The sequence below is a fragment of the Umezawaea beigongshangensis genome, from assembly GCF_016464305.1.
GTDB lineage: Bacteria > Actinomycetota > Actinomycetes > Mycobacteriales > Pseudonocardiaceae > Umezawaea_A > Umezawaea_A beigongshangensis.
In genome coordinates this window covers 851,755-868,415 of record NZ_JAEIOJ010000001.1, presented here as the reverse complement: position 1 = coordinate 868,415, position 16,661 = coordinate 851,755, and the positions used below count along the sequence as shown (strand labels likewise).

Genomic DNA, 16,661 nt, shown 5'->3' with positions numbered 1-16,661 from the left:
GGCCTCCCTACCACGACTGCTCGGTCGAGTCTCGACCGTCGTACCAGGTCGAGAGGCCATCTTGGTTCATCTGTGCGTACTTTCGCGCTATCCGGGAGACCGGCGTGGCGGGCGGTACTGTCAGATCGGCACCCAGACCGAACGCGTGGAGGAACTCGCGATGACAGCCCAGAGGCTGCAATCCCGCAACGGCATCGACTTTGCTGTGGCCGACCTTTCCCTGGCCGAGTTCGGCCGCAAGGAGATCCGTCTCGCCGAGCACGAGATGCCCGGCCTGATGGCTCTGCGTCGGGAGTACGCCGAGGTCTACCCGCTGCGGGGTGCCCGCGTGTCCGGCTCCCTGCACATGACCGTGCAGACGGCCGTGCTCATCGAGACGCTGGTCTCGCTCGGCGCCGAGGTCCGGTGGGCCTCGTGCAACATCTTCTCCACCCAGGACCACGCGGCCGCCGCCGTGGTCCTCGGCCCGCACGGCACCGAGGAGGAGCCGCAGGGCGTTCCGGTGTTCGCCTGGAAGGGCGAGACGCTGGAGGAGTACTGGTGGACCGCCGAGCAGATGCTGACCTGGCCCGACGGCCAGGGCCCGAACATGATCCTGGACGACGGCGGTGACGCCACCATGCTCGTGCACAGGGGCCGCCAGTACGAGCAGGCCGGTGTCGTGCCTCCGGCGGAGGAGGACGACTCCGACGAGTGGAAGGTCTTCCTGGGGCTGCTGAAGGAGTCGCTGGCCGCGGACAGCGGCAAGTGGACCAAGATCGCCGAGGGCATCCGCGGCGTGACCGAGGAGACCACCACGGGCGTCATGCGGCTGTACCAGCTCGCCGCCGCCGGTGACCTGCTGTTCCCGGCGATCAACGTCAACGACGCGGTGACGAAGTCGAAGTTCGACAACCGCTACGGCATCCGACACTCGCTGATCGACGGCATCAACCGCGGCACCGACGTGCTGATCGGCGGCAAGGTCGCCGTGGTGTGCGGCTACGGCGACGTCGGCAAGGGCGCGGCGGAGTCGCTGCGCGGCCAGGGCGCTCGGGTGATCATCACCGAGATCGACCCGATCTGCGCGCTCCAGGCGGCGATGGACGGCTACGACGTGCAGCGGCTGGAGGACGTGCTGGGCCGGGCCGACCTGGTCATCACCACGACGGGCAACAAGGACGTCGTGACCGCGCAGCACATGGCGCAGATGAAGCACCAGGCGATCCTGGGCAACATCGGCCACTTCGACAACGAGCTGGACATGGCCGGGCTGGCCCGCTACCCCGGCATCCACAGGATCAACATCAAGCCGCAGGTCGACGAGTGGGTCTTCCCCGACGGCCACTCGATCATCGTGCTGTCCGAGGGCCGCCTGCTGAACCTGGGCAACGCCACCGGTCACCCGAGCTTCGTGATGTCGAACTCCTTCTCCAACCAGGTGATCGCCCAGGTCGAGCTGTTCACCAAGTTCGAGGAGTACGACAACGAGGTCTACCGCCTGCCCAAGGTGCTCGACGAGAAGGTCGCGCGCATCCACCTGGAGGCGCTGGGCGGTCAGCTCACCAAGCTGACCAAGGAGCAGGCCGAGTACATCGACGTCGACGTCGAGGGCCCGTACAAGCCCGAGCACTACCGCTACTGAGATCGCCGCGGGGCGCGTCCGCCGGAGGAGGTCCGGCGGACGCGCCCCGCGCTCAGCTCCACTCGACGCCGATGCCGGCCGACCCCGGTCCCACCTCGGTGAAGTAGGCGCTGGCCACACCGCCGAGGCCGCACACCAGCTCCTCGACCTCGACCGGCGTCGCGCCGGGAGCCGTCAGGAACTGCTTGGTGCACCTCGCCGGGAGCGCCCGCCGGTGGAAGGCGAGCTGCGCCAGGTAGCTGGGGCACGGCTCGCGGAAGGTCCGCAGGTGACCGGCCGTGGGACCGCCGGGGTCGTCCACGACGGTGAAGCTCAGGACGTGCTCCTCGCCGCTCGCGAGCCTGCGGTCGAACAGCAGCTCCACGGCCAGCCCGCGCGACGCGCCCTCCCGGCGCACCCGCCCCTGCCGGCACCCCTCCGCCGGGCGCACCACGGTGTTGCCGATGGCACTGCCCTCGTCGCCCTGGTGCACCGCCAGGTACCGGTCGGGCCCCGATCTCAGCGCCCGCAGGACGAGCCGGGTCGTGATCACCCGGCGCTCCCGCATCGCGCCGACGACCACGGTGTCGTGCACGGCGAGCACGTCCAGGTCGGCGTTGGCGCGACCGCTCTCGCCGATCGACTCGAACTCCGCGAGCAGCGGGGTGAACTCGGCGAACACGGCCGGCACCGGCTGGGCCCGGCGCGGCCCGATCAGGGAGACCAGCGATCCCTGCGGCAACCCGAGCACGTCCTCCAGCGCCTGCACGGTGCCCATCGCGCGCGGCACTTCCGGGTGACGCAGTCCACGCTGCCAGTAGCTGAGCGTGGACTGTCCGACCTGAACGCCCCGGCGCTCCAGCTCGGCGCGCAGCCGGGCCAGCGACACGCCGCGGTGGGCGATGGCGTCGCGCAGGGCGCGGTGGAAGGGGCCGTAGCGCAGCGTCTCCGCGAGTGGAGCCGGCAGATCACCGCTCAACCGCGGCACCACCTTCCGAGCATCGGCGTTCACACCCCCGAGTGAAGATTCACAGTAGTCACTCATATCACCGTCCGGAAGATGTCCCGTCACCCGTGTGGGTCAGGTGATGCGCCCGGTCGGGTGTCCGGCGGCCACTCAGGGCCTCCGCCTAGTGTTGTTCCCGTGGGAAAGCTGGTGGTGGTCGAGGGACTGGACGGTGCGGGCAAGCGCACGCTCGCGGCGGCGCTGACCGACGCGCTCGTGGCGCGCGGTGCCGAGGTGGTGAGCGGGGCGTTCCCCCGCTACGGGCGGGACGTGCACGCCGACCTCGTCCGCGAGGCGCTGCACGGACGGCTCGGCGACCTGACCGACTCGGTGCACGGCATGTCCGTCCTCTACGCGCTGGACCGGCGCGACGCGGCGGAGCAGATCCGCACCGACCTGGAGAAGTTCGACGTCGTGCTGTTGGACCGGTACGTGGCCTCCAACGCCGCCTACGGCGCCGCGCGGCTGCACCAGAGCGCGAGCGGCGAGTTCGTGGCGTGGGTGCGCGAGCTGGAGATCGAGCGCTTCGGGCTGCCCGTCCCCGACCTGCACCTGCTGCTCAGGGTTCCCACCGAGGTCGCGGCCGACCGCGCAGCCAGGCGCGAGGAGGTCGACGCCGGCCGCGACCGGGACGCCTACGAGTCCGACGCGGGGCTCCAGCAGCGGTGCGCCTTCGTCTACGACGACCTCGCCGCGGCCGGGTGGCTCGCGCCCTGGCGGGTGCTCGACGGCGCCTCCGCGGTGGACCTCGACGCGCTCGCCGCCTCGCTGGTCACGTGATGACGACGCGGACCCGCGCGCCGCGGGGCGTGTCGCGCACCGCCGTGCTGACCGCCGCGGCCAGGGCCGCCGAGCACGAGCGGCCCGACCGGCTGTTCGCCGACCCGTTCGCCGGCGAGCTGGTGGAGGCCGCGGGCGGCGTCGCCGACCTGTCCGGCGTCTGCGGCCTGGCCGGGGAGCACTTCGTGCTGCGCACCCGCTTCTTCGACGACGTGCTGCTGCGCGCCACCGCCCTCGGCTGCGCGCAGGTGGTGCTCGTGGCGGTCGGCCTGGACGCCAGGGCGCACCGGTTGCCCTGGCCGGGAGGCACCACCGTCTTCGAGGTCGACCTGCCCGAGCTCATCGACTTCAAGGACGCGGTGCTGGCGAGCGCGGTCCCGGCGTGCCACCGCGTCGTGGTGCCGGCCGATCTGCGCGGACGCTGGCCGGACGCGCTGCTCGCCGCCGGGTTCGACCCCCGCCGCAGCACGGCGTGGCTGGTGGAGGGCGTGCTGATGTTCCTGCGCCCGGACGAGGCCGCCGGGCTGCTCGACCGGATCGGCCTGCTGTCCGCGCCCGGCAGCCGCCTCGCCGTCGAGCACGTCAACGGTGCGTTCCGGCGGCTGCCGCAGATGCGGGAGGTGCACCGGCAGTTCTCGAAGCTCGACGCCGAGTGGTACTCGCACGTCGACGACCCGGACACCTGGCTCACCGGGCACGGCTGGGTGCCCGAGGTCGCGGACGAGAGCGCGCTGGCCGCGGCGTCCGGCCGCCCGGCGCCCGGCATCACCGACCCGCGCAGGGTGGGCGACGCGCGCATCTGGTTGGTCGACGCCCAGATGTCACGGTCCGATTAGTCCGTTCGGGTGGGTTTTGTCTCCGAGTGGGCGACTGTCCGTAACGAACTGTGACTTTGTTGCGTAATAGTCGCAGAACAGGACTTCGGCGTTGGTGCGAACGGTGCGAGGTGTGCCCAGGTGGAACGGCGGCAGTGGCCGGTTACTGACCGGACCCGTGCGACGACCAGCAGCGATGATCACCGGGCGGTGCAGGTGCGCGCGGCGGGCAGTGCGACGATGTCGGGCATGAAGGCACGTGTGCTGGTGGTGGACGACGACCCCGCTCTGGCGGAGATGCTGACCATCGTGCTGCGGGGTGAGGGCTTCGACACCGCGGTGGTCGCCGACGGTGCCCGTGCCCTGCCCGCCCTGCGGGAGCTGAAGCCCGACCTGGTCCTGCTGGACCTCATGCTGCCCGGCATGAACGGCATCGACGTCTGCAAGGCGATCCGCTCCGAGTCCGGGGTGCCGATCGTGATGCTCACGGCGAAGAGCGACACGGTGGACATCGTGCTCGGGCTGGAGTCCGGCGCCGACGACTACGTGGTCAAGCCGTTCAAGCCGAAGGAGCTGGTGGCCCGCATCCGGGCCCGTCTGCGGCGCACCGAGGCCGAGCCCGCCGAGGTGCTCGCCATCGGCGACCTGACGATCGACGTCCCCGGTCACGAGGTGCTGCGCGAGGGCAAGCCCATCCAGCTCACCCCGCTGGAGTTCGACCTCCTCGTCGCCCTGGCGCGCAAGCCGCGCCAGGTGTTCACCAGGGAGGTGCTGCTCGAACAGGTGTGGGGCTACCGGCACGCCGCCGACACCAGGCTGGTGAACGTGCACGTCCAGCGCCTGCGCTCCAAGGTCGAGCGCGACCCGGAGCACCCCGAGGTCGTGCTGACCGTCCGCGGCGTCGGCTACAAGGCGGGTCCGCCGTGACAGGCGGGCGATGAGGACCACCCGGATCGGCCGTCGCGCTCTGCGCCTCGCGCAGCGCGCGGCCGATCAGGCGCACGGGCACTGGCTGGCCTTCGGCGGACTCTGGCGCCGCTCGCTGCAGCTCCGCGTCGTGGTCAGCACGCTCGCGCTCTCCTCGGCCGTGGTGTTCGTGCTGGGGATGGTGCTCCAGGTGCAGATCACCGACCAGCTGCTGGAGACGAAGACCGCGGCGGTGATCCGCCAGGGCAACACCAGCGCGCTCGCCGTGCAGCCGGACCTGTCCGGTCTGAACCCCGGACCGGACAGCGTGAAGACCCGGTTCGTCAGCGCCGTCAACAAGCTGACCAGCGCCGGATCGGGCCAGGACGCCACGACGGCGGGCGCGGGCGCGTTCGAGCCCGTGCTGGCGGACGGCGGCGGCGTCGAGTCCGGCGGCCTGGTCCCCGCGGTCGGCCCCTTCCCCGACGTGCCCGCCGAACTGCGCCAGCTCGTCGAGTCCGGCGGCTCGGCCACCCAGATCCACACCGTGCAGCGCGAGACGGGCACCACGACCCTGCTCGTCTACGGCGCACCGGTGAACACCTCGGCCCGCGCGATGCAGCTCTACCTGCTGTTCCCGCTCACCAGCGAGCAGCGCACCTCCGAGGTCGTGCAGAGCACCCTCGTCGTCGGCGGCGTCGTGCTGCTCGTGCTGCTGGCCATGATCGCGAACCTGGTCACCCGGCAGGTCGTGCGCCCGGTGCGCCAGGCCGCCGAGGTCGCCGAGCGCTTCGCCGACGGCAGCCTCGACGAGCGGATGCCGGTGGTCGGCGAGGACGACGTGGCGCGACTGGCCGAGTCCTACAACGAGATGGCCGAGAGCATCCAGGAGCAGATCCACCAGCTGGAGGAGTTCGGCCAGCTCCAGCGGCGCTTCACCTCCGACGTCTCCCACGAGCTGCGCACACCCCTGACCACCGTGCGCATGGCGGCCGACGTGCTGCACGCCTCCCGCGAGCAGTTCCCCAGCGGTCTCGCCCGCTCCACCGAGCTCCTGGTCGACGAGCTCGACCGGTTCGAGTCGCTGCTCGGCGACCTGCTGGAGATCAGCAGGCTCGACGCGGGCGTGGAGGAGCTGGCCGCGGAGACCGTGGACGTGCGGGTGCTGGCCCGGCGGGCGCACGACTCCGTGCGGGCCATCGCCAACGGCACCGGCACGACCGTCGTGATGGGCCTGCCCGACCACGAGGTGCTGGCCGAGGTCGACGCGCGGCGGGTCGAGCGCGTCCTGCGCAACCTGCTGGCCAACGCCATCGACCACGGCGAGGGCCTGCCCGTCGAGCTGACCCTGCGCAGCGACCACCACGCGGTCGCCGTCGTCGTGCGCGACCACGGCGTCGGCATGCGGCCCGGTGAGGCCGACCTGGTGTTCAACCGCTTCTGGCGCGCCGACCCGTCGCGCAACCGCCGCACCGGCGGCACCGGTCTCGGCCTGTCGATCAGCCTGGAGGACGCGCGGCTGCACGGCGGGTGGCTGGAGGCGTGGGGCGAGCGCGGCCGGGGCGCGGCGTTCCGCCTGACGCTGCCCTGCAAGCACGGCCACGAGCTGACCGGCAGCCCGCTGCCGCTGGAGCCGCCCGACCTCCAGCGGCCGGCGGAGGCCGGGGCGGACGCCGCGGCCGGGGAACCGGAGCCCGACGAGGTGGAGCTGCGGCCGGAGGAGATCACCTGGCAGCCGGCCGAACCCGTCGAGGGAGAGCGCGAGGAGGTCCGATGACGACCCGTGCGCGCCTGCTGGCGCTGGTCGTGGCGCTGCTGCCGATCGCCGGGTGCGCGGCGATCCCCACGCAGACCCAGCCGAAGCCGATCAACGCCTCGTCGCCCAGGCAGGGAGCGGTCACCGCGCCCGCGCCGGACAACGACGACGACCCGCTGATGCTCGTCCGCGACTTCGTCGACGCCTCGGCCAACCCCAACGGGGACTTCGCCGAGGCCAAGGCGTACCTCACCGAGGACGCGCAGAGGCGCTGGGACGTGAAGGTCCCGCCGACGATCATCGAGCAGGTCTTCAGCACCGTGCCGACGCCGCAGTCGACCGGGGCGGACGCGGGATCGGCGCAGACGATCCAGCTCCAGGGCCGCAGGGTGGGTCGGCTGACCAGGCCGGACAAGGCGTTCGTGACCGAGGTCAACGACCTGAACACGAGCGTGCGGGTGGAGAAGCAGCCCGACGGCCAGTGGCGCATCTCGGAGCCGCCCAACGGCGTCTACATGACGACGGCGGGCTTCAACAAGTTCTACCAGCGCGTCACGCTGCACTTCTACAACCCGGACTTCACCGTCCTGGTGCCCGACGCGCGCTACGTGGAGAGCACCCTCGTCACGGAGATCCCGCAGCGGGTGATGGACCTGCTGGTGCGGGGGCCGTCGGACAGCATGCGGGGCGCGGTCTCCAGCGCGCTCAGCCCGAGCGCGGTGCTGCGCAAGAACGTGCAGGAGGCCGACGACGGCGCCCTGGAGGTCGACCTCGCCGAGGTCGGCGACCTGACACCGCAGGCCCGCAAGCACATCGTGGCGCAGCTGGTGAAGTCGTTCGCCGGTGTGTCCAGCAGCCGGGTGCGCGTGCTGGTGGAGGGCGTGCCGATCCTGTCCGAGCAGGTGGACTGGCGGCAGTCGGACGTGCAGACCGGCGAGTCGCTGGCCAGGCCCGACGCCGACCTGCACGGCATGGTCGTGACCGACGGGCGGCTCGTGTCGCTCTCCGACGGGGCGCCCGTCGGCGGTTCGGCCGGCACCGGAGCGTACGACGTGCAGAGCGCGGCGCAGTCCCTCGACGGCAGGGGCATCGCCGTGGTGAGCGAGCCGGACGACGGCGCGGCGCGGCTGCGGGTCGGCGAGCTGGGCCAGGAGCTGCCGCTGGTCGAGCTGCCCGCGAAGGCCCTGACCAGGCCGACGTGGCTGCTCAGCGGCGCGCAGGACCAGCCCAGCGACGAGGTGTGGACCGTCGCGGACGGGACCAACGTCGTGCGGGTCGTGCGCGGGACGAACGGCTGGCGCGCGGGTGCGGTCAACGCCTCCGCGCTCACCCAGCTCGGCTCGATCAGCGAGCTGCGGCTGTCGCGGGACGGCACGCGGGTGGCCGCGGTCGTCGCGAACAAGCTGTTCGTCGGCGCCGTGGTGCGCGACGCGGACTCGGTGACGATCCGGGTGGCCATGCAGCTCCAGCCCGCCGCGCTCGGCAACAACGTGCAGTCCGCGGACTGGCTGTCGCAGGACGTGCTGGTCGCGACGACCACGCAGGGGTCGCAGGCGATCTCCAAGGTGTACGTCGACGGGCTGAAGATGGAGCGCTACGGCACGTCGAACCTGACCCTGCCGGTCGTCTCGGTGGCGGCGGAGCAGAACCGCCCGGTCGTGGTGTCCGACCAGAGCGGGCTGTGGACGGCCAGCGACGTCGGCGAGGTCTGGCGGGGTGTGGCGTTCAACCCCGAGCCTCGCTCGATCGTGTTCTACCCCGGCTGAGCACCCCGGTTCTGTCGGTGGTCACCGGCACGGTGGTCCCGTGGGTGTCCTGGGTGCGCTGACCGATCTGCTCCTCCCCGCGCGCTGCGCGGCGTGCGGCACCGCCGGAGCGGCGGTGTGCGACCGCTGCCTGGCCGTGTTCGGCCTGCCGGTGGCCGCGGGGAGAGCGTCCGCGGACGCGGCGGTGCACGCGCTGAGCGCGCACCGCGGCGTCGCGCGCGATCTGGTGATCGCGTTCAAGGAGCGGGGCCGCCGCGACCTCGGGCCGCCGCTGGGCGCCGCGCTGGGCCGCGCCCTGCCGCTCGTGGCCGACCCCGCGCCGGACGGCCGGTGGTGGCTCGTCCCGGTCCCCTCGCGCCGTGCCGCGGCCCGCAGGCGGGGCGGGGAGCACGTGCTGCGGCTCGCCCGGCACGCCGCGCGGGCGCTGGGGCCCGCCCGCGCCGTCGTCGTGCCCGCGCTGCGGCTCGCGCCCGGCGTCGCCGACTCCGTGGGCCTGGACGCCACCGCGCGCCGGGAGAACCTGGCCGGGCGCGTCCTGGTGCGCGGCGAGCGCCTGCCACCGCCCGGCACGCCCGTCGTGCTGCTCGACGACGTCGTCACCACCGGGGCGACCGCGGGGGAGTGCGCGCGGGCGCTGCGCGCCGCCGGCCTGCGGGTCGACGGCGTTCTCACCCTCACGGCGGCCGGTTCCCCCGTGCGCGGCGGCCCGTCACCCCTCTCGGCAAGTGATCACCCGCAGGCGCGGGGCCGGGCTCGGGCGCGGCCTCGTCCTCCACGGCGGGAGGGCTGAAGCGAGTCGTTGGCCCGCGTTGTGCGTCCGGCTGGTGGGCTTCGGCCCGGCTGCGGCCGTCGGTCTGGTCGGTCTTCTCCTGGTGGGCTCGTCCCGGTTTCGCGGGGGCCGAGTCACGAAGGGGTGAAATCGTGGTCCTCGACCCGGTGTTCGGCACCTTCGTCCGGTACGGCACCGCGGTCGACGTCCCGGGGGAGTGAGCTGGGGCGGGTGTTCTCGACCGGACCCGCGCGCGGCCGACGAGACGGACGAGTTCGGCCGGCAGAAGTTCGACTCGGCCGAGAGCGGGCACCCTCCTCGCGTCCGGGTCGTGCTGGACCGACGGGGCCGGGAACCACGCGGACGCCCCACCCGTTGGTCGGGCATGACGCGTGATCGGAGGCCGATCGGCGCAGCTCGGTTGCGTGCGGACGGACCCGCGGCGCTGAACCCTCCGGGTGAGGCGCTCTGCGGGTGCGGGACCGGGAATCACGTTCCGTGCTCGGCCACGCACGTCCTTCGATCGCTCTCCGTAGCCGTCGGAATTTTCCCCAGATCCCCCGGCTCGGGGGCTGTCGCCGGGACGAATACCGAGCTAACGTGCACCGCTACCAGCGTTCCCGGTCCGCGGGGAGGAGGCGAACAGCCCATGCCTCTGGCGCCGGAAGATCGCTGAGGAACGATCCTCGGCGACAGACCGCGACAGCGAGATCGCGCTTCCGGTGCACCAGCGATCCAAGCCACAGCTCGCAGCAACGCGAGGGAGGTCGTGTATGGACATCGTCGTCAAGGGCCGCAACGTCGAAGTGCCCGAGCACTACAGGGTTCACGTCGCCGAGAAGCTGGCCAGGCTCGAGCGGTACGACCGCAAGATCGTGCGGTTCGACGTGGAGCTCTTCCACGAACCGAACCCCAGGCAGTCCAAGAGCTGCCAGAAGGTCGAGATCACCGGCGTCGGACGTGGACCCGTGGTCCGATCCGAAGCCTGCGCAGGAGACTTCTACGCCGCGCTCGACGTGGCGGTCGCCAAGTTGGAGAGCAGACTCCGCCGGTCGCACGACCGGCGGCGCGTGCACCACGGACGCCGTGCCCCGGCGTCGGTCGCCGAGGCGACCAGCGGCCTCGCGGACGTCGTCGACACGTCGGCGTCGAACGGTTCGGCCGGAGGCCAGCGGGTCGCGGTGCTGGAGGCGGTCGGACTGGAGGAAGCGGACTCCCGCGGCTCCGGAGACCTGCCGGAACAGCGCTGGGAGGTCGAGGACGATCTCCCCGGCCGCATCGTCCGTGACAAGGAGCACACGGCCAAGCCCATGACCGTCGACCAGGCCCTCTACGAGATGGAGCTGGTCGGCCACGACTTCTACCTCTTCGCAGACGCGGACTCCGGACGTCCCAGCGTCGTGTACCGCCGGAAGGGATTCGACTACGGCGTGATCAGGCTCGCCTGACCCGTCGCCCGAGTGCGCTCCCACGGCCCCCGCACCTGACCCGTGCGGGGGTCGCGCGCGCGTGCCGCACCCGGTGGGGGGAACTGCGAACACCGGTCACGCGTTAGTGCCTGTGTCCGTACACACAGTTCCGTCATTTCTCTACGATGACGGAGCGGGCCCGGAGCCGACGAGGTTCCGGGCCGGTTGTAAGGCGTCCCGCAGGGGACGCTCCGCTATTAGGTGATGAGGTCGACCCGGATGGTGCTGTCCCGACTGCTCCGCGCTGGCGAGGGCAAGATGCTCAAGCGCCTGCGCAACATCGCAGCGCACATCAACGACCTCGAAGACGAGGTGGTCGACCTGTCGGACGCGGAACTCCGCGCGAAGACGGACGAGTTCCGCAAGCGGCACGCCGACGGCGAGAGCCTCGACGAGCTGCTGCCGGAGGCGTTCGCCGTCGCGCGCGAGGGCGCGAAGCGCACGCTGGGCCAGCGGCCCTTCGACGTGCAGCTGATGGGTGGTGCCGCCCTGCACCTCGGGCAGATCTCCGAGATGCGCACCGGTGAGGGCAAGACCCTGACGTCGACCCTGCCCGCGTACCTCAACGCCATCGCGGGCAAGGGCGTCCACATCGTCACGACCAACGACTACCTGGCCAAGCGCGACTCGGAGTGGATGGGCCGCATCCACCGCTTCCTGGGGCTGGAGGTCGGCGCGATCCTGTCGGAGATGACGCCGGACCAGCGCCGCAAGGCCTACAACGCCGACATCACCTACGGCACGAACAACGAGTTCGGCTTCGACTACCTGCGCGACAACATGGCCTGGAGCCTGGAGGAGTGCGTCCAGCGCGGCCACTTCTTCGCGATCGTCGACGAGGTCGACTCCATCCTGATCGACGAGGCCCGCACGCCGCTGATCATCTCCGGCCCGGCCGACCAGTCCTCGCGCTGGTACCTCGAGTTCGCGCGCATGTCGCCGCTGCTGAAGAAGGACGTCCACTACGAGGTCGACGAGCGCAAGCGCACCGTCGGCGTCTCGGAGTCCGGTGTCGCCTTCATCGAGGACCAGCTCGGCATCGACAACCTGTACGAGGCGGCCAACACGCCGCTCGTGGGCTACCTCAACAACGCCCTGAAGGCCAAGGAGCTCTTCACCAAGGACAAGGACTACATCGTCCGCAACGGTGAGGTGATGATCGTCGACGAGTTCACCGGTCGCGTGCTGGCCGGGCGTCGCTACAACGAGGGCATGCACCAGGCCATCGAGGCCAAGGAGGGTGTGGAGATCAAGGCGGAGAACCAGACCCTCGCCACGATCACCCTCCAGAACTACTTCCGGCTCTACGAGAAGCTCGGCGGCATGACCGGTACCGCCGAGACCGAGGCGGCCGAGTTCCACCAGACCTACAAGCTGGGCGTGGTGCCCATCCCGACGAACCGCCCGGCGCAGCGCAAGGACGAGGCCGACCTGGTCTACAAGACCGAGGAGGCCAAGTTCGAGGCGGTCGCCGAGGACATCGCCGAGCGCCACGAGAACGGCCAGCCGGTCCTGATCGGCACGACGTCGGTCGAGCGCTCCGAGTACCTGTCGAAGCTGCTGGTGCGCAAGGGCATCCCGCACGAGGTGCTGAACGCCAAGCACCACGACCGCGAGGCGCTGATCATCGCGAAGGCGGGCCGCGCGGGCGCGGTCACCGTCGCGACGAACATGGCCGGTCGCGGTACCGACATCGTGCTGGGCGGCAACCCCGACATCATCGCCGACCACGAGCTGCGCGAGCAGGGCCTCGACCCGGTGGAGACGCCGGAGGAGTACGAGGCCGCGTGGACGAGCAAGATCCAGGAGGTCAGCGCGGCGGTCAAGGGCGAGGCCGAGGCGGTCCGCGAGGCCGGCGGCCTCTACGTGCTGGGCACCGAGCGGCACGAGTCCCGCCGCATCGACAACCAGCTGCGCGGCCGTTCCGGCCGTCAGGGCGACCCCGGCCAGACGCGGTTCTACCTGTCGCTCAAGGACGAGCTGATGCGACGGTTCAACGCGACGATGGTCGAGTCGGTCATGACGCGGCTCAAGGTGCCGGACGACGTGCCGATCGAGCACAAGATGGTCACCCGCGCCATCCGCAGCGCGCAGACGCAGGTCGAGCAGCAGAACTTCGAGATCCGCAAGAACGTCCTCAAGTACGACGAGGTCATGAACGAGCAGCGCAAGGTCATCTACCTGGAGCGCCACCGCGTGCTCGCGGGTGAGGACCTGCGCGAGCAGGTCGAGCACATGCTCACCAGCGTCGTGGGCGCCTACGTCGACGGCGCGACCGCCGACGGCTACGCCGAGGACTGGGACTTCGAGCAGCTCTGGACCGCGCTCAAGACCCTCTACCCGGTGTCGCTGGACTGGAAGGAGCTCGTCGACGGCGACGAGGACCTGTCCCGCGAGTCGCTCAAGGAGATGCTCCTGGAGGACGCGCGCAACGCCTACGAGGCCCGCGAGGCGGACATCGACTCGCGCGTGGGGCCGGGCGCGATGCGCGAGCTGGAGCGCCGCGTGCTGCTGTCCGTGCTGGACCGCAAGTGGCGCGAGCACCTCTACGAGATGGACTACCTCAAGGAGGGCATCGGCCTGCGCGCGATGGCCCAGCGCGACCCGCTGATCGAGTACCAGCGCGAGGGCTTCGAGATGTTCAACGCGATGCTCGACGCGCTCCGGGAGGAGACGGTCGGCTTCCTGTTCAACGTCCAGGTCGAGGCGGCTCAGCCGGAGGCGCAGCAGCCGGACGTGCCCGTGTCGGTCACGACCACCGGTGGCAACGGCGTGGCCCAGCGGCCCGTCGCGCCCCAGGCGCTCGGCGGTCGCGGTCCGCAGCAGCCGCAGCCCCAGCGTCAGCAGCAGCCCCAGCAGCAGCAACCCGCTGCCGCGGCGGGTGCGGGCAGCCGGGCGCGGGCACGTGCCGCGGCGCAGGCGGCCCAGGCCGGTCAGCAGAAGCCCGCGGCACCGGCGGGTCCGGCGCTGGCGCAGCTCGCGTCGGGCGCGGCGATCCCGCCCGCGCTGCGCGGCAAGGGCCTCGGCGAGCAGGGCAGGTCCCGCCTGACCTACAGCGGCCCGGCCGAGGACGGCGGCCAGGAGACCCGCGCGGAGGCCACCGACGACCAGAGCGGCACCCGCAAGGAGCGCCGCGCCCAGCAGCGGGCCCAGCAGAAGAAGCAGCCCCGCCGCTGACCCACGAGTTGAGCGTTCAGGCACTACGAGTTGAGCGTTCAGCCACCGCGAGTTGAGCAACCGGGCCCGCCGCACCACGTGCGGCGGGCCCGGCCGCGTCCGGGGCCGACCCCGGCTCACGGCAGCAACGCGAACACCGTGCACCGCCAGCGGTCGTCCCGGCGCTCCAGCCGGGCCACCAGCGCCCGCACGCGGTCCCCGCAGCTCGCGGTGCCGCACAGCTCCACGGCGTCCGGTCCCGGCCTGCCGACGCGCACCGTGCGCAGCCGCGACGGCACGTCGCTCCGCCGCGCCCGCGCCCGCACCCACAGCAGGACGTCGTCGCTGAGCAGTCCGCGGAGCTGGGCCACCGGTCTGCGGCCGTCGAGCGCCTCCAGCACCACCGCCACCAGCCGCGCGGGGTCGACGTCCGGCCGCGGCAGCGGGTCGTCGGCCGGAAGACCGGTCCGGACGGGCTCGCGGACACCGGACGGCACCTGCCGGGGCACGGTGCCCGTCGGCGGCTCGTAGTGGGCGAGCGGCCGCAGCCGGACGAGTTCGGATGGCATGGAAGAACGAGGGACCGGCGTGCTGAATCCGGACACGGACCACCTGATCAGGTGACTGCCGTAGGTTGCTGCTGTGCTTCGAGGGCTGGTGGTCGACTTCGGCGGTGTGCTCACCGATCACGGTGACGAGGCGGTGTCCGAGCCGCCTCTCGTCGGCGTGCTGCGGGAGGCGAGGCGGCACGGACTGCGCACGGCCCTGCTGTCCAACGCCGACGGGCTGTGGACTCCGCCGACGGAGTGGGACGACCTGTTCGACGTCGTCGTCACCTCGGGGGAGACGGGCTTCGGCAAGCCGGACGAGCGGATCTACCTGCTCACCGCGGAGAAGCTCGGCCTGGAGCCGGGGGAGTGCGTCTTCGTCGACGACCTGGCGATCAACGTCCGGGGCGCGGCCGCGTGCGGCATGGTCGGAGTGCACCACACGTCGGTCCGCGACACCCTCGGGGAGCTGGAGGCCCTGCTGGAGATCCCGCTGACGGGCTAGTTCACCCGGTCGTGCGCCGCCGGACCACCTCGAAGCACAGGACGGCGGCGGCGCTGGCGACGTTGAGCGACTCCACGCCCGCCGACATGGGGATCGACAGCCAGTCGCTGACGTGCTCGCGCACCGGATCGGTGATGCCCCCGGTCTCGCTGCCGAGCACGAACGCGGCCCGCTCCGGCAGGTCGGCCGTGTAGATCGACTGCCGGGCGCTCGCGTCGAGCGCGAACAGCGGGTACCCGGCGGCGCGCAGCTCGGCCGCCGCCTCACCGGCGGTGTGGCAGCGCAGCACGGGCGCCCGGAAGGCGACACCGGCCGACGCCTTGACCACGAGCGGGTCGATCGACGCGACGCCCTTGCGGGGCACGATGATGCCCTCCATCCCGGCGGCGGTGGCCGTCCGCAGGATCATGCCGACGTTGGCCGGTGTCGTGATGCCGTCGAGCAGCAGCACCCCGCGCGGCGGTGTCGGGCCGGTCAGGGCGGCGTTCAGCGGCAGCATTCCCGGCGCCACGACGTCGGCGAGCACGCCCTGGTCGTGTCGGCCGTTGCCGGCGAGCACCTTCACGCGCTGCGCCGAGGCCCGCTGCACCCGCACGCCGCGCCGCGCAGCCGCGTCGAGGATCTCCCGTGCCGCCGCTCCGCGCGCACCCTCCGCGAGCAGGACCTTGTCCACGTCGAGCCGGGGGTCGTCGAGCGCTTCGAGCACCGGCTTGCGGCCGTAGACGGTCACGAACTTGTCCTTGGGCGAGATGTCCACGGTGCAAGCGTCCCACGACACGATCAGCCCGAATGGGGGCTTGCGCTTCTGCTGTCAATCATGATGATCGTCACATGACCTCGGGTGAGCGCAGCGTTGCGCGCCGTGAGCTGCTGGCCGCGGGACAGGAGGCCGACGTCTTCCTCCGGCCCGACGGGCTGCTGGTCAAGCGTGATCGAGCGGGCCGGAGCCTGGAGAAGGAGGCGCGGCTGATGAGCTACCTGCGCCACCACCGGGTGCCCGTGCCGCGGGTGGCCGAGGTCGACGGCCCCGAACTGGTCATGGAGTACGTGCCCGGCCCGCGGATGTCCGAGGAGCTGGACGCCCGTCCCTGGCGGGCCGCCGCGCTGGGGCGCGAGCTGGCGCGGGTGCACCGCTGGCTCGACGAGGTTCCGGTGCCGGACTTCCTGCCGGGCGCGGCGGGCGACGGGCTGCTGCACCTGGACCTGCACCCCGGCAACGTCGTGATGGGTCCGGACGGCCCGGTGGTGATCGACTGGGCGTTCGCGGTGCGCGGTGACCGGCGCGTGGACGTGGCGCTGAGCTGGCTGGCGATGGCCGTGTCCCGGCTGCGCCCGGTCCGCAGCGCCGCGCGCTGGCGCCTGGTGGGGTCGTTCCTGCGGGAGGCGGACCACTCGGTGCGGGAGGCGGTGGCCGAGGCCGCCGAGATCCGCCTGTCCCGCCACGCGAGGACGGAGGAGGAGCGGGAGGCGGTGCTGACCCTGGTGAGCCGCTACACGTCCTGAACGTCCCGCTCGCGGTGCTCGAACGGGCGACTCGCGCGTCCGGTGCGGGACGGGGCCGAATCGTCGCACCGACGGCGCG

The 16,661-nt window shown here is 72.0% G+C and carries 14 protein-coding genes; 11 read left to right on the top strand and 3 right to left on the bottom strand.

Going from position 1 to position 16,661, the window contains the following annotated elements:
* The first annotated feature begins 160 nt into the window (after window positions 1–160).
* Window positions 161–1,624 (top strand): adenosylhomocysteinase, encoded by a 1,464-nt coding sequence (gene ahcY / locus IMZ35_RS04025; protein ID WP_199439450.1) that lies wholly within the window; start codon window positions 161–163, stop codon window positions 1,622–1,624.
* Window positions 1,625–1,676: 52 nt separating this feature from the next.
* On the opposite strand, the gene IMZ35_RS04020 is transcribed toward ahcY, so the two are convergent.
* Entirely contained in the window at window positions 1,677–2,591 is a 915-nt protein-coding gene (locus IMZ35_RS04020) for a hypothetical protein (RefSeq protein WP_307867763.1), read from the bottom strand.
* Window positions 2,592–2,747: 156 nt separating this feature from the next.
* Here IMZ35_RS04020 and IMZ35_RS04015 point away from each other — a divergent pair, with 156 nt between their 5' ends.
* From IMZ35_RS04015 to secA, 8 genes are all read left to right on the top strand, one after another.
* Entirely contained in the window at window positions 2,748–3,389 is a 642-nt protein-coding gene (locus tag IMZ35_RS04015) for a dTMP kinase (RefSeq protein ID WP_307867731.1), read from the top strand.
* Window positions 3,389–4,225 (top strand): class I SAM-dependent methyltransferase, encoded by an 837-nt coding sequence (locus tag IMZ35_RS04010; protein WP_199439449.1) that lies wholly within the window; start codon window positions 3,389–3,391, stop codon window positions 4,223–4,225. The genes IMZ35_RS04015 and IMZ35_RS04010 overlap by 1 nt, the downstream gene beginning before the upstream one ends.
* A gap of 228 nt (window positions 4,226–4,453) precedes the next feature.
* Window positions 4,454–5,131 carry an MtrAB system response regulator MtrA gene (mtrA, locus tag IMZ35_RS04005; RefSeq protein WP_199439448.1) on the top strand — a complete coding sequence of 226 codons (678 nt, stop codon included), beginning with the start codon at window positions 4,454–4,456 and terminating at the stop codon, window positions 5,129–5,131.
* A 10-nt stretch (window positions 5,132–5,141) separates the two neighbouring features.
* Window positions 5,142–6,887: an MtrAB system histidine kinase MtrB gene (gene mtrB, locus IMZ35_RS04000; protein WP_199439447.1), complete on the top strand. Its 1,746-nt coding sequence runs from the start codon at window positions 5,142–5,144 to the stop codon at window positions 6,885–6,887.
* Complete coding sequence (locus IMZ35_RS03995; protein WP_199439446.1) at window positions 6,884–8,632, top strand: LpqB family beta-propeller domain-containing protein; 1,749 nt, start codon at window positions 6,884–6,886, stop codon at window positions 8,630–8,632. The genes mtrB and IMZ35_RS03995 overlap by 4 nt, the downstream gene beginning before the upstream one ends.
* Before the next feature lie 40 nt (window positions 8,633–8,672).
* The gene (locus IMZ35_RS03990) at window positions 8,673–9,422 is read left to right on the top strand and encodes a ComF family protein (protein WP_307867730.1); all 750 of its coding nucleotides are present in this window, start codon (window positions 8,673–8,675) and stop codon (window positions 9,420–9,422) included.
* A gap of 752 nt (window positions 9,423–10,174) precedes the next feature.
* Complete coding sequence (gene hpf, locus IMZ35_RS03985) at window positions 10,175–10,849, top strand: ribosome hibernation-promoting factor, HPF/YfiA family (RefSeq protein WP_199439445.1); 675 nt, start codon at window positions 10,175–10,177, stop codon at window positions 10,847–10,849.
* A gap of 240 nt (window positions 10,850–11,089) precedes the next feature.
* Complete coding sequence (gene secA / locus IMZ35_RS03980) at window positions 11,090–14,047, top strand: preprotein translocase subunit SecA (protein ID WP_199439444.1); 2,958 nt, start codon at window positions 11,090–11,092, stop codon at window positions 14,045–14,047.
* Window positions 14,048–14,163: 116 nt separating this feature from the next.
* Here the strand turns inward: secA and IMZ35_RS03975 are convergent, their stop codons facing one another.
* Window positions 14,164–14,595 carry an Rv3235 family protein gene (locus IMZ35_RS03975; protein WP_199439443.1) on the bottom strand — a complete coding sequence of 144 codons (432 nt, stop codon included), beginning with the start codon at window positions 14,593–14,595 and terminating at the stop codon, window positions 14,164–14,166.
* Window positions 14,596–14,668: 73 nt separating this feature from the next.
* Here IMZ35_RS03975 and IMZ35_RS03970 point away from each other — a divergent pair, with 73 nt between their 5' ends.
* Window positions 14,669–15,079, top strand: coding sequence for an HAD-IA family hydrolase (locus IMZ35_RS03970; RefSeq protein ID WP_199439442.1), 411 nt, complete (start codon window positions 14,669–14,671; stop codon window positions 15,077–15,079).
* Between the two features lies 1 nt (window position 15,080).
* Here the strand turns inward: IMZ35_RS03970 and IMZ35_RS03965 are convergent, their stop codons facing one another.
* Window positions 15,081–15,836 carry a TrmH family RNA methyltransferase gene (locus IMZ35_RS03965; RefSeq protein ID WP_199439441.1) on the bottom strand — a complete coding sequence of 252 codons (756 nt, stop codon included), beginning with the start codon at window positions 15,834–15,836 and terminating at the stop codon, window positions 15,081–15,083.
* Between the two features lie 74 nt (window positions 15,837–15,910).
* Here IMZ35_RS03965 and IMZ35_RS03960 point away from each other — a divergent pair, with 74 nt between their 5' ends.
* On the top strand, window positions 15,911–16,582 hold the full coding sequence (locus IMZ35_RS03960) for a phosphotransferase (RefSeq protein ID WP_199439440.1): 672 nt from the start codon (window positions 15,911–15,913) through the stop codon (window positions 16,580–16,582).
* Window positions 16,583–16,661 lie beyond the last annotated feature (79 nt).